At 53.2% G+C, this 13,507-nt stretch carries 13 protein-coding genes; 6 read left to right on the plus strand and 7 right to left on the minus strand.

Going from position 1 to position 13,507, the window contains the following annotated elements; translation table 11 throughout:
- Window positions 1-102 precede the first annotated feature (102 nt).
- The 5 genes from dacA (at window position 103) to lipA (ending at window position 4,841) form a co-directional block, all read left to right on the plus strand.
- Window positions 103-1,314 carry a D-alanyl-D-alanine carboxypeptidase DacA gene (gene dacA, locus AWR26_RS18155; RefSeq protein WP_064567881.1) on the plus strand — a complete coding sequence of 404 codons (1,212 nt, stop codon included), beginning with the start codon at window positions 103-105 and terminating at the stop codon, window positions 1,312-1,314.
- 104 nt (window positions 1,315-1,418) lie between these two features.
- Complete coding sequence (gene ybeD / locus AWR26_RS18160) at window positions 1,419-1,682, plus strand: DUF493 family protein YbeD (protein WP_007373847.1); 264 nt, start codon at window positions 1,419-1,421, stop codon at window positions 1,680-1,682.
- An 85-nt stretch (window positions 1,683-1,767) separates the two neighbouring features.
- Entirely contained in the window at window positions 1,768-2,409 is a 642-nt protein-coding gene (gene lipB / locus AWR26_RS18165) for a lipoyl(octanoyl) transferase LipB (protein WP_064567884.1), read from the plus strand.
- Window positions 2,410-2,711: 302 nt separating this feature from the next.
- A complete protein-coding gene (locus AWR26_RS18170) occupies window positions 2,712-3,665 on the plus strand; it encodes a YbeF family transcriptional regulator (protein WP_064567886.1) in 954 nt (317 codons plus the stop codon).
- Window positions 3,666-3,875: 210 nt separating this feature from the next.
- Window positions 3,876-4,841 (plus strand): lipoyl synthase, encoded by a 966-nt coding sequence (gene lipA / locus AWR26_RS18175; RefSeq protein WP_035885995.1) that lies wholly within the window; start codon window positions 3,876-3,878, stop codon window positions 4,839-4,841.
- A gap of 67 nt (window positions 4,842-4,908) precedes the next feature.
- Here lipA and tatE read toward each other — a convergent pair whose 3' ends face one another.
- Window positions 4,909-5,106 carry a twin-arginine translocase subunit TatE gene (gene tatE / locus AWR26_RS18180; RefSeq protein WP_007373842.1) on the minus strand — a complete coding sequence of 66 codons (198 nt, stop codon included), beginning with the start codon at window positions 5,104-5,106 and terminating at the stop codon, window positions 4,909-4,911.
- A gap of 127 nt (window positions 5,107-5,233) precedes the next feature.
- Window positions 5,234-6,022, minus strand: coding sequence for a deaminated glutathione amidase (locus tag AWR26_RS18185; protein ID WP_064567888.1), 789 nt, complete (start codon window positions 6,020-6,022; stop codon window positions 5,234-5,236).
- An 88-nt stretch (window positions 6,023-6,110) separates the two neighbouring features.
- Between AWR26_RS18185 and crcB the strand changes: the two genes are divergently transcribed.
- On the plus strand, window positions 6,111-6,494 hold the full coding sequence (gene crcB / locus AWR26_RS18190) for a fluoride efflux transporter CrcB (protein ID WP_064567890.1): 384 nt from the start codon (window positions 6,111-6,113) through the stop codon (window positions 6,492-6,494).
- Between the two features lie 57 nt (window positions 6,495-6,551).
- Here the strand turns inward: crcB and cspE are convergent, their stop codons facing one another.
- From cspE to AWR26_RS18215, 5 genes are all read right to left on the minus strand, one after another.
- Window positions 6,552-6,761, minus strand: coding sequence for a transcription antiterminator/RNA stability regulator CspE (gene cspE / locus AWR26_RS18195; RefSeq protein ID WP_007373839.1), 210 nt, complete (start codon window positions 6,759-6,761; stop codon window positions 6,552-6,554).
- Window positions 6,762-6,950: 189 nt separating this feature from the next.
- On the minus strand, window positions 6,951-7,520 hold the full coding sequence (pagP, locus tag AWR26_RS18200; RefSeq protein ID WP_167351150.1) for a lipid IV(A) palmitoyltransferase PagP: 570 nt from the start codon (window positions 7,518-7,520) through the stop codon (window positions 6,951-6,953).
- Between the two features lie 163 nt (window positions 7,521-7,683).
- Entirely contained in the window at window positions 7,684-10,803 is a 3,120-nt protein-coding gene (locus tag AWR26_RS18205; RefSeq protein ID WP_064567892.1) for an efflux RND transporter permease subunit, read from the minus strand.
- Window positions 10,800-12,254 (minus strand): efflux RND transporter periplasmic adaptor subunit, encoded by a 1,455-nt coding sequence (locus tag AWR26_RS18210; protein ID WP_064567893.1) that lies wholly within the window; start codon window positions 12,252-12,254, stop codon window positions 10,800-10,802. Before AWR26_RS18210 ends, AWR26_RS18205 begins: the two co-directional genes overlap by 4 nt.
- Window positions 12,254-13,507 (minus strand): TolC family protein, encoded by a 1,254-nt coding sequence (locus tag AWR26_RS18215; protein WP_007373835.1) that lies wholly within the window; start codon window positions 13,505-13,507, stop codon window positions 12,254-12,256. The genes AWR26_RS18210 and AWR26_RS18215 overlap by 1 nt, the downstream gene beginning before the upstream one ends.

Below are 13,507 nucleotides of genomic sequence, written 5' to 3' on the forward strand. Positions count from 1 at the left end.
CAGCATTAACAAAGTCATGCTTAAAGTCAGATGCCTGCCGATATAGCTTTTGCTATAGTAAGGCACTTTTTTTAACTCCATCACGGATGTCGTTGTTCGACCATGAAGACCACTTTTTCCGTTCGTTTTGTGCAGCGCCTGGCGCTCACCACCGCGCTGACCGCAGCGTCTCTTACCGTTGCCCATGCCGATGATCTGAATATCAAAACCATGATCCCAGGCGTTCCGCAGATTGATGCCGAATCTTACATCCTGATCGATTACAACTCCGGTAAAGTGCTGGCGGAACAGAACGCCGACGCGCGCCGCGACCCGGCGAGCCTGACCAAAATGATGACCAGCTATGTCATCGGCCAGGCGATGAAAGCGGGCAAATTTAAAGACAGCGATTTGGTGACTATCGGTAACGATGCATGGGCGACCGGCAACCCGGTATTCCGTGGTTCTTCGCTGATGTTCCTGAAACCAGGCATGCAGGTGCCGGTTTCTCAGTTGATTCGCGGTATCAACCTGCAATCCGGTAACGACGCTTGCGTGGCGATGGCCGATTATGTTGCAGGCAGCCAGGATGCATTCGTCGGTCTGATGAACAACTATGTGAATGCGCTCGGTTTGAAGAACAGCCACTTCCAGACGGTTCACGGTCTGGATGCTGATGGCCAGTACAGCTCCGCGCGCGATATGGCGCTGATTGGCCAGGCATTAATCCGCGACGTACCGAACGAATACGCCATCTATAAAGAAAAAGAGTTTACCTTTAACGGCATTCGCCAGACCAACCGTAATGGCCTGCTGTGGGATAACAGCCTGAACGTGGACGGTATCAAAACCGGCCATACCGACAAAGCGGGTTATAACCTGGTGGCTTCAGCAACGGACGGTCCAATGCGCCTGATCTCTGCCGTCATGGGTGGCCGTACCTTTAAAGGCCGCGAAACCGAAAGCAAAAAACTGCTGACCTGGGGCTTCCGCTTCTTTGAAACCGCCAGTCCGCTGAAAGCCGGTAAAGAGTTCGCTTCTGAGCCAGCCTGGTTTGGCGACAGCGATCGCGCATCGTTAGGCGTCGATAAAGACGTTTATCTGACCATTCCACGCGGCCGTATGAAAGACCTGAAAGCCAGCTATGTGCTGAACACCAGCGAACTGCACGCGCCGCTGCAGAAAAACCAGGTTGTTGGTTCCATTAACTTCCAGTTAGATGGCAAAACCATCGAGCAACGCCCGCTGGTGGTGTTGCAGGAGATCCCGGAAGGCAATTTCTTCGGCAAAATCATTGATTACATTAAATTGATGTTCCATCACTGGTTTGGTTAAAAATTGAACACTTGAAAGTGTGATTTCCGTCCCCATATACTTAGCATCTCAGAAAAACTCCTGCCCATCCGGCAGGAGTTATTATTTTTTACGCCGGAGCTGACATGAAAACCAATCTCAAAGAACTGCTTGAATTCCCGACACCCTTTACTTACAAAGTGATGGGTCTGGCGAAGCCAGAGCTGGTTGATCTGGTGGTTGAAGTGGTACAGCGCCACGCGCCAGGTGATTACTCCCCGCAGGTAAAACCGAGCAGCAAAGGCAATTACCACTCGGTATCTATCACCATCACGGCCACCCATATTGAGCAGGTTGAAACGTTGTACGAAGAACTCGGCAACATTGAAATTGTGCGTATGGTTCTGTAATCGTTTGGCGTTACCCGGAAACATTCGGGTAACGTTTTCGCTGTGATATACTCCCCCCACTCTTTTCTCCGCCGGAGATGCCGTTTTGTCTCAGGACACCATTCTTATCCGCAATCTGGGCCTGCAATCTTACGAGCCAGTGTCCCAAAAAATGCATGACTTCACCGATACCCGCAACGATACAACGCCCGATGAAATCTGGCTGGTAGAGCACTACCCTGTGTTTACTCAGGGCCAGGCCGGTAAAGCTGAGCACGTTCTGGCACCCGGCGACATTCCGGTGATCCAGAGCGATCGCGGCGGCCAGGTGACCTATCACGGACCAGGCCAGCAGGTGATGTACGTGCTTATCAATCTGAAACGCCGCAAAATTGGCGTGCGTGAACTTGTTACGTTACTGGAAAATACGGTGATCAACACGCTGGCAACCCAGGGTATCAAGGCGCAAGCGCGCGCTGATGCACCAGGCGTTTATGTACAGGGCAAGAAGATTTGTTCGCTGGGTTTACGTATCCGTAAAGGTTGCTCATTTCATGGTCTGGCTTTAAATATCGACATGGATCTGGCGCCGTTTATGCGCATCAATCCGTGTGGCTATGCCGGGATGGAAATGACACAGGTCAGCCAACTGACGGAAAATACTGGGGTGGATAAAATAAGGCCAATCCTTGTTCAGCAATTTTTAGCGTTACTAAACAATCCACCCCATCAATATATGGATGCTTAATATATCATGTATTTTGACCCGCATTTCGTGCGGGTCATTATTTTATTGGCATGTTAGCGCTTTACAACAGATGCCTTATTCTCTATTTTCAACCTACCTGCCTTGTCTGGCAAATATGCATTACGGTGCTATTCCGGGCTTCGTATGCGTGCTTCAGGCCAGCAATTTTGAGCGCAATGTTCGCATCACGATGAAAAAACTACGTAATGATGATGCATGACAGGATGTTAACTCAAATTAATAATCAACTAAAAAACAAATTCAACTATCATTCATATTGCGAATGATTATGGAGCACTAGCGTGGATAATAATAACCAACCGGAAAAGCGAATAACCGTGCGCCCTGAAGATGATAAGCCGCAAATCTTCCGGACGCTGCGCAATATTGATCTCAACTTACTGACGATTTTTGAGGCAGTATATGTTCATAAAGGGATCGTTAACGCGGCAAAAGTGCTTAACCTCACGCCTTCGGCTATTAGCCAGTCGATTCAGAAACTGCGCTTAATATTTCCAGATCCGCTTTTTATTCGTAAAGGCCAGGGCGTTACGCCGACAGCCTATGCATCGCATTTACATGAATATATCAGCCAGGGGCTGGAGTCGATCCTTGGCGCGTTGGATCTTACCGGTAGCTATGACAAACAACGCACCATTACGATTGGCACGCCGCCATCGATCGGCGCATTAGTTATTCCGACTATCTTTCAGGCTATTAAAGAGAGCGCGCCGCAACTGATGATGCGTAATATTCCGGTAAACGACGCTGAAAGCCAGCTTAGCCAGTTCCAGACGGATTTGATTATTGATACGCATATTGCCAGTTCGCGCACGCTCAATCATCACGTGTTGTATAGCGACCGGATGATGCTGGTGTGTCGTAAAGGGCATCCTTGTCTGAATGAGTCGATCAACGAAGAGGTTTTGCAAAAGTATGAGCACACGTTGCTGATGCTGGAAGGGCAAAACTTGAGCGGGCTGCGTCAGCGAGTACAGGATCTCTTTCCGGAACGTCAGGTGAGTTTTAGCAGTTACAATATGTTTACTATTGCAGCACTGATCGGCAACAGCGATCTGCTCGGCCTGATGCCGACACGTTTGTTCAAGCTCTTCAGTGGTTGCTGGCCGCTGGTCGAAATCGATTTTCCGCCGATTAGCAACGAACAGCTCGATATTTCACTGTATTACAATAAATTGAGTTTGCGCGATCCGGTGCTGGAGAATGTCATCAATGTTATCCGACGGGCTTTTTAACGCCCGTTCTCCCCTGGTGAAAGCGCTAATGTTTGCTGGGCGTTTGGCACAAAACAACAACTATTTTACAAATTGCCCCGCTGTCAGGCTGCTTTCTACTCGCCGATAATGGTATACTGCGCGCACGTTAATTCAAAAATAGTTGATAAATACAACATTCCCTTGAATTGAAATACTTACTTCGTTATCCGCAACTGGAACACGCACGCTATGAGTAAACCCATTGTGATGGAACGCGGTGTTAAGTACCGCGATGCCGATAAAATGGCTCTTATCCCGGTTAAAAACGTGGCAACCGAGCGCGAAGCTCTGTTGAGAAAACCGGAATGGATGAAAATCAAACTCCCGGCAGACTCTTCCCGTATCCAGGGGATCAAAGCAGCCATGCGTAAAAATGGGCTGCACTCTGTGTGCGAAGAGGCATCCTGCCCGAACCTTGCTGAGTGTTTCAACCACGGAACGGCCACCTTTATGATCCTCGGCGCCATCTGTACACGCCGTTGCCCGTTCTGCGATGTGGCACACGGCCGTCCGGTGGCGCCTGATGCTAACGAACCACAAAAACTGGCGCAGACAATTGCCGATATGGCGCTGCGTTATGTGGTCATCACCTCTGTTGACCGTGACGATCTACGTGACGGCGGTGCACAGCATTTCGCGGACTGCATCACCGCAATTCGTGAAAAAAGTCCATCCATCAAAATTGAGACGCTGGTTCCGGACTTCCGTGGTCGTATGGATCGCGCGCTGGATATCCTCACTGCCACGCCGCCAGACGTATTTAACCACAACCTGGAGAACGTGCCGCGTATCTATCGCCAGGTACGTCCAGGCGCAGATTACAACTGGTCGCTGAAACTGCTGGAGCGTTTTAAAGAAGCGCATCCGGAGATCCCAACCAAATCCGGTTTGATGGTAGGGCTGGGCGAAACGAATGCTGAAATTATCGACGTGATGCGCGATCTGCGCCGCCACGGTGTGACGATGCTGACGCTGGGGCAGTATTTACAGCCTAGCCGTCATCACCTGCCGGTTCAGCGCTATGTCAGCCCGGACGAGTTTGACGAAATGAAAGAAGAAGCGCTGGCAATGGGCTTTACCCATGCGGCGTGCGGCCCGTTCGTTCGCTCTTCCTATCATGCGGACCTGCAGGCAAAAGGCATTGAAGTGAAGTAACACATGCTTACACTCCAGACAAAAAAACCGGCCTCTACGCCGGTTTTTTTTCGCCTGTTGGGGCGGTTCACTCTTTGTGAGTGAGTTTTTCTGCTGTCACTTCGTCAGCGTCTTTCTTCGCAGCATCGTCATCATTCATGGCTTTTTTGAAGCCCTTGATGGCTGCACCCAGATCGCCGCCCAGCGTACGCAACTTCTTGGTTCCAAACAGCAGAACAACCAACGCGGCCACGACCAGCAGTTTGGTAATACTAATTTCACCCATAGATACCTTCTTTCGTAAAACAGGCTGTATAAAACGTCATTATAACCTGACTTCATTAACGGTCATTCGACGCGCGCACACAATAGCAATCTGTAACGAGATGAATCAAGACTTGTTTAAAAAAACATCACAGGAGTTGCGGCGGCGCAAAGCGTCGATTCTGCAAAACGGGAAGTTTCTCTCGCGTTTGCGTCACACGGGCTGCCGTGACATCCGCATAGATCAGTTGTGGTGCTTCAGCGGCGGCAGCAATAGTAACACCCTGGGGATCGATAACCCGACTCTGACCGATATTCTTGTTGCCACACTCCCCGGCAGCCACCATGTAACAGGTGGTATCCAGCGCCCGCGCAGAAAGTAACGTCGCCCAGTGTTGCTCTTTTAGCGGCCCTCTCACCCACGCGGCAGGCAGAACCAACAGTTGTGCGCCCGCAAGCGCCAGCGACAGCGCCAGCTCCGGAAATCGCAAATCATAACAGGTCATCAACCCGACCAGCATTCCGTCAACCTCAATCAGCGGTGGCAGAATGCTGCCTGCATCCACCCGCGCCGACTCCTGCATATTAAATGCATCATAGAGATGCAGCTTTGCATACTGTGCAACGATCTCCCCCCGGCATAACACCACCAGCGTATTGACTGCCCGCCCTTCCATGGAGGGCACATGCACCGTCAGCACAGTGGTCATGCTGTTTAGGCGGCTCTCATCAAGAAGCAGGCGCAGAAAATCGCCATCCAGCCTCTGCGCCGATTTTACCGAAAGATAGGGGTCAGCATCATCCCGGGCGAGTAATGCCTCTGGCAGCACCAGCAGCGACGCCTGTTGCTGTGCCGCTTGCGCCATCAATTCGACACAAGTTAATGCATTAGTTTTCCAGTCCGGTGTAACGGCAAACTGCCCGGCTGCAACAATCATCGTTTTCCCTCCGCTGTGCCGCCATAGCCAGAAAGTGGCCGCGACGCTAAACTCAACACTCTAACAAATCAAATAGCAGGATTTCACGGTGTTACAACTTCTTTTAGCGGTATTTATCGGTGGCGGTACAGGTAGCGTTGCGCGCTGGATGCTCAGCATGAAGCTAAACCCGGCGCACCAGATTATTCCCCTTGGCACATTAACCGCCAACCTGGTAGGCGCATTTATTATTGGCATGGGGCTGGCGTGGTTCAACCGAATGACGCATATCGATCCGGTGTGGAAAGTGCTGATTACCACCGGTTTCTGCGGCGGGCTAACGACATTTTCCACCTTTTCGGCTGAAGTCGTGTTTTTGTTGCAGGAAGGTCGTGTCAGCTGGGCGTTGTTGAACGTAGCAGTTAACCTGCTGGGATCGTTTGCGATGACTGCGCTGGCTTTCTGGCTTTTTTCAGCCGTGAATGCAAGCTGAAGGCAAAAAAAACCCGCTTTATCAGCGGGTTTTGGAATTCTTGCTTACGTAGCTGAATTAAACAGGCATTACGTTTGCAGCAGAAGGGCCTTTGGCACCGTTAGTGATTTCAAACTCAACGCGCTGACCTTCAGCCAGGGTTTTGAAACCATTGCTCTGGATTGCAGAGAAGTGTACGAACACGTCTTTGCTGCCATCTTCCGGAGTAATGAAACCGAATCCTTTGGATTCATTAAACCACTTAACGTTACCTTTAATCTTAGACATCAAAATTACCTTTACATGAAAAAACGACACAAATGCTGTGTCGGGTATCAGTACATCAATTGTGGCGGCCTTTGTCCAGTCGTTATTCGCTAAAAAGTGATAAATGTCGCTAAGTTTTGTTCTTTGACGCTTTATTCCGCATTTTTTGTACTGCTTAAGAACTGTGCAGAGCATCATCCGCTGACAGAATCAGAACTGAAAGCGCATCCACGCAAAGTAAACGTTTCCGTTATTATAAGTCCCCGGGATGTAGGTCATCTGGAATGTTGCCGGGCCATAACCAATGGAAGCCAGTGGTAACAGCACCGGAATCGGAATGTAATGCCAGTTATCGCGTGCAGTCACGCCTGCGGTGTAACCGAGTCCGAGACGGAAATTATCATCCGCCAGTGGTCTCCAGGTTTTCTCCCAGCCATAGCCACCAATCGGTTCCCATTTGTTAAACGAATCTTTAAAGGCCATCAGGTACAAGCCGTGCCAGTTGCCTTTCTCATCCCAGCGATCCTGACCAAATCCGGCGCCCCATGGGCGTTCGTTATAACGGTCGGTTTTCTCCTTGTCATAAGCAAAACGCGCATGCCAGGTGATAGCCGGAACATAGAGATCGTAATGCTCTGGCGCTTGCCAGGTTTGCTTTACGTTGTCGGTAAAATCGGAGAACCAGGACTGCTGAGCTGCGTGCGTCAGGGAAACCACCGAAAACTGACAAAATATAGCGAAGAGTATGAAAAATTTATTTTTTACAGACACCGTATGCATTCCATTTTACGTATTGACGTATAGTCTGCAGCAGGATATCTGAATAAACTCTTAACGAAATTAGATTAATTCTGAAAATATAACGAAAGCTCCTTATTCCGCTAATGGTTTCCAGGTTACATACAACATGTTACGCCGCAACAATATTGCGGCGTACATTTTCTTAGCGTCGGCGGTGCAACAAGTAATACACTGCCGGAATGACTAACATTGACAGTAATGGCGCAGTGACCATGCCGCCGATCATCGGTGCAGCGATGCGGCTCATCACCTCCGATCCGCTGCCACTGCCCCACATGATGGGCAACAATCCCGCCATGATGGTCGCGACTGTCATCACCTTCGGCCGTACGCGCAACACGGCTCCCTCATGAATGGCCCGCAGCAACATCTTATTTCCTCCTTGCGGATCGCGTTGACGATATTTATCCAGCGCGTGGTTCAGATAGAGCACCATAATAACGCCGAACTCTGCCGCAACACCGGCCAGCGCAATAAATCCAACAGCCCCGGCAACAGATAAATTATATCCCAACAGCCACAATAACCAGACGCCGCCAATCAATGAGAAGGGTAATGTCCCCATTATTAACAGGGCATCGGTGACGCGTTTAAAGGTAATAAACAGCAAGACAAAGATAATCATTAACGTTACCGGCAAGACGATCTTCAGCTTCGCCGTCGCACGCTCCAGATATTCAAACTGCCCGGACCACGACAGCGTCACACCTTGCGGCAACTTGACCTGCTGTGCCACCCGCTGCTGCATCTCTTCAACGGCAGATTTTAAATCCCGTCCGCGCAGATCGACGTAGATCCAGTTGGACAGGCGCGCATTTTCGCTTTTCAGCATCGGCGGCCCTTCCGTAACCACGATATCGGCCAGCTCACCAAGCGCAATCTGGCTGCCATTTTCGGTTATTACGGGTAATGTGCGCAGCTCATCGACGTTATCGCGTATTTCGCGCGGGTAACGAACATTAATCGGGTAGCGTTCACGACCTTGCAGCACTTCACCGACATTTTCCCCGCCCACCAGCGTGGAAACCAGTGATTGCAGCTCTTTCACCGAAACGCCATAACGCGCGGCCTGCGCCCGGTTGATGTTGATATCAACATAGCGCCCGCCCGCCAACCGCTCCGCCAGCGCCGAAGTCACACCCGGCACGGTTTTCACAACCTGCTCGATTTGCTGCGCCACGCGCTCAATATCGGCGATATTATTACCGTTCACCTTTATACCGACCGGGCTTTTAATACCGGTCGCCAGCATATCCAGGCGGTTACGGATTGGCGGAACCCAGACATTCGCAATCCCCGGAACATTCACGGTTTTATCCAGTTCATCAACCAGTTTCTCCGGCGTCATTCCAGGTCGCCACTGGTCACGCGGTTTAAAGCGGATGGTCGTTTCCACCATAGTGAGCGGCGCAGGATCTGTTGCCGTTTCGGCCCTTCCCGCTTTACCAAACACGCTTTCCACTTCCGGCACGCTTTTGATCAGCCGATCGGTTTGCTGCAACAAACGGCTGGCTTCACGGGCGGAAATCCCCGGCAGCGTCGAGGGCATATACAATAAATCGCCTTCATCGAGCGGCGGCATAAACTCGCTGCCCAGACGACTTAACGGCCACAGCGTCGCTACCAGCAACAGCAGCGCAATTCCCAGCGTCGCTTTCGGCCAGGCCAGCACTTTATCCAGCAGCGGTTCGTATAAACGAATGAGGAAACGGTTAATCGGGTTTGCTTTTTCATCGGGAATTTTGCCGCGAATAAACAACCCCATCAGCACCGGCACAAGCGTGATCCCGAGCCCTGCCGAGACTGCCATCGCCCAGCTTTTGGTAAATGCAAGCGGGGAAAACATGCGCCCTTCCTGCGCTTCTAGCGAAAACACAGGAATAAATGACAGCGTGATGATCAACAGGCTGCAAAACAGCGCAGGCCCGACTTCCACCGCCGCCTGTTCTGAACAGCGCCAATAATCAGCACTCGTCGGTTGACGTTCGGGGTTATCATGTCGCCACTGCTCCATTACCTTATGCATGTTCTCAATCATCACAATCGCAGCATCCACCATCGCGCCAATGGCGATGGCAATCCCGCCCAGCGACATAATGTTGGCGTTGATGCCCTGATAGTGCATGACAATAAACGCGCCAAGAATCCCCAGCGGTAACGAGACAATGGCCACCAGCGCAGAGCGGAAATGGAACAAGAACAGCGTGCAAACCAGGGCAACAACGATAAATTCTTCAATCAGTTTATGGGTGAGCGTCTCAACCGCATGCTCAATCAGCGTCGATCGGTCATAAACCGGCACGATCTCCACGCCAGCGGGCAGCGTTTTCTGTATTTCACCCAATTTGGCTTTAACGGCGTGGATAGTATCCAGCGCATTTTTGCCATAACGCATGACGATAATACCACCGGCCACTTCCCCTTCGCCGTTGTACTCCGCCACGCCGCGCCGCAGTTCCGGCCCCAGCCGTACCGTCGCAACATCTGAAAGCATCACCGGCACGCCCTCACGGCTGGTAATCACTATCTGACGAAAATCCGACAACTGCCGCAAGTATCCGGTGGTACGCACCATAAACTCGGCTTCGCCCATCTCCAGCAGCGCGCCGCCGCTCTCCTGGTTCGCCGCCTGCACCGCACTGACAATCTGTTCATGGGTAATATTCAGTGCCCGCATCCGCGCGGGATCCGGCACAATCTGATACTGACGAACCATCCCACCAACGCTGGCGACCTCCGCCACGTTCGGCACCGTTTTCAGCTCGAACTTCAGCGTCCAGTCCTGTAACGCGCGCAGATCCGCCAGATTATGCTTACCGCTGCGATCGACCAGCGCATACTCATAAATCCAGCCAACGCCGGTAGCATCCGGCCCCAGCCCGACGTTCACCCCGGCAGGCAGCGAGGATTGGATCTGGCTTAGATTCTCCAGCACCCGCGATCGCGCCCAGTAGAGATCAGTATCGTCTTCAAATAAAACATATACATAGGAATCGCCGAACATCGAATAGCCGCGCACCGTTTTCGCACCCGGCACGGAAAGCATGGCCGTGGTGAGCGGATAGGTGACCTGGTCTTCAATAATTTGCGGCGCTTTGCCCGGATAGCTGGCGCGAATAATCACCTGCACATCTGACAAATCCGGTAGCGCATCAAGCGGTGCGCGCTGAACCGCCCATATCCCCCAGCCGGTCAGCACCAGCGCTGCCAGCAAGATCAATAAGCGGTTGCGCAGCGAGGCACGAATAACGGCGGCGATCATTTCATCTCCTCCTGCATCGGCATCAGGTGAGTGATGACTGCGCCCTCTTCATCATCCAGCACAAAGCTGAACATCACCGTATCGCCCGGCTTAATAGTGGGATCGGGTTGTTTGAGCACGAAATCCATCGTCATCGCTCCCCAGTTCAGTGCCGGAATAGGTTGGTGCGACAGGGTAATGCTGCCCGCTTCGATGGCTTTCACCACGCCGGTTCCCTCGTAAGTCTCGACTTTTTTCGCCGCTGGCTGTTGCGCCTGCTGTTCCGGCAATGCACTGCGCAAACTGGCTTCCGAATCAATCAGGAACTGACCAGAAGTGACCACGCTGTCACCTTCCTTGACGCCGGACAGCACTTCAGTCCAGCCTTGCGCCGTGCGCCCGGTCGTCACGTTTGCCGCCTGGAAGTGGCCATCGCCCGTAGCCAGCAGTACACGGCTGGCAGCACCCGTTGCAATCAGCGCCTCTTCCGGGATCGCCAGCACTGCGGGTTGCCGTGCTGATTCCGGCTGCGTTACGGTGAGAAACATACCGGGTTTGAGTTTTTGCTGCGGATTATCGAGCACAATGCGCGCTTTCAGCGTACGGGTGGTAGTCTCCAGTTGCGGCAGCAATTCACTGACACGGCCATGAAACTGCTCGCCAGGCCAGCTTGCGGAAGTGGCTATCACTTCGCTGCCTGCACTGAGCGCCTGCGCCTGGCTTTGCGGATAATCGACAACCAGCCACACCGGATCGAGGCTGGCGAGCTCAAACAGGGTTTGCGTGGCGGCCACTTGCGCGCCTTCACGGGAATCCAGCTTGACCACGTAACCATCACGATCGGCGCGCAGCGTCAGGCGGGTTTGTGGTTTTCCGCTGCGCTCGACAGCGCGAATAATCGCTTCCGGCATAAACTGCAACGCCAGACGTTCGCGGGCAGCGCGCGTTAGTTCGCCATCGCCCAGGTGGCGTACCGCCAGATACTCCTGCTGCGAAGTCGTCCATTGCGGGATCCACAACTGCGCCAGCGCTTCGCCCTTTTTCACCCACTGTTGTGGCGCACGGACAAACAGTTTTTCCACCACGCCCGCCGCCGGAGAAGGCACGCTCTGGATGCTGCGCTCATCGGTGGTTACGGTGGCGAACGCAGAGAAGGCGCTGCCGAGAACGCGTTTTTCCACTTTTGCCGTGGTCATGCCGAGATTCTGCTGCTGCTGCGCACTCACGCTCACACCGCCACTGGCCGGGGCTTCATCGGCATAACGCGGTTTGAGCGGCATATCCATAAACGGTGATTTTCCGGGTTTGTCAAAACGCTGATCCGGCACCATTGGGTCGTACCAGTAGAGCACTTTGCGTTCCTGCGCTTGTTCGCCGGATGCGGCAGGCGCGGTGTGTTGCCGCCCGATAAAATAGCCTGCGCCCGCTGCGACACATGCGGCGATCGCGATAGCCAAGAGGGTCTTCTTCATCACATCAACTCCTGCGGGATCAACCAACGGATCGCGGCCCATTTCTGCGCCATCTCTTTCTCGGCCTGATTAACGGCCAGCTCGCTGTCGAGGACGTTACGGCGCGCTTCCAGCAGCGCCGACAAATCCGACTGCCCGGAACGATACTGGGCTGCGAGCAAGGTGGCGCGCTGACGCACCATCGGCAGCACTTCATCGCGCTGGCGCATCCACAGCGTTTGCGCGGCGTTATATTCGGCAATCAGGGAATGTAGTTGCGCCATATGATCCCGCTCGGCCAGCGCCAGTTGATCGTTGGCCTGCATGGTGCGCGAGACGTCCGCAGCGTGATCTTTATCCTGACGATGGGACTGGAACAACGGCAGGTCGACGGTGAACATCACCCCGGCCATATCCTCGTAACCTTCGGCACGACGTCCGTACCACACTTCAACTTCCACATCCGGAATGGCCGCAATCGCTGACTCCGCCGAACGCGCTTTCGCGCTGTTGGCGGCGCTGGCGGCAGCGACAATGTCAGGATGCTGAGCAATGCCCTGCTCCAGCGTTTTTTCATCGGCAGGCAAGCGTTGATAACGAGGAAGATCGCCAGAAACGGCAGTCACCGTCTCGCCGGTAAGCTGCATCAAGCGGGTTTGCGCCAGTTGCACATCACGTTCGGCGAGGGTGACTTTGTCGCGCATCGCGCTTAAGCCCACGCGAAATGCCAGCACGCTGTCCGGCGCGGCATTACCTGCGCCGACGCTGGCGCGCTGTGCGCCCTGCTGGCGTTCCGTTTCTGCCAGCAGCTTACGCGCCGTTTGCAGCGCCTGTTCTGACAACGCCAGATCGAGCCACGCCTGCGCGGTATCACGCTGTAAATTAGCGCGCACCACTGAGGATTTGGCACTGACGCTCTGTGCTTCGGCCAGCAGGGTTTCGGCTTTGCGGTCGCGTTTTTCCGCGCTGACATACTGCTGCATAATGCCGATCCGCTGCATAGTCATTCCCTCACGGGTTAAGCGGCGATCGTTGTTGCCCTGCACCGGCACGTTTTCGATACCAAATTTCAGTTTTGGATCCGGCAACTGGCGGGCGGAATCCGCCATCGCATCCAGTGCCTGCGCTTCATTACGGTTGGCGGAAAGTTCGGCAGAGTAGCGTTCCGCGGCGGCCAGGGATTGCGTCAGCGTCAATGGCTCCGCCTGCACGGCGGAGCACATCAGTCCGAGCAATACCCCACCGAGCCGCAGGCTCAGTGAGTATCGTTTCAT

It is taken from the genome of Kosakonia oryzae (assembly GCF_001658025.2).
Classification (GTDB): domain Bacteria; phylum Pseudomonadota; class Gammaproteobacteria; order Enterobacterales; family Enterobacteriaceae; genus Kosakonia; species Kosakonia oryzae.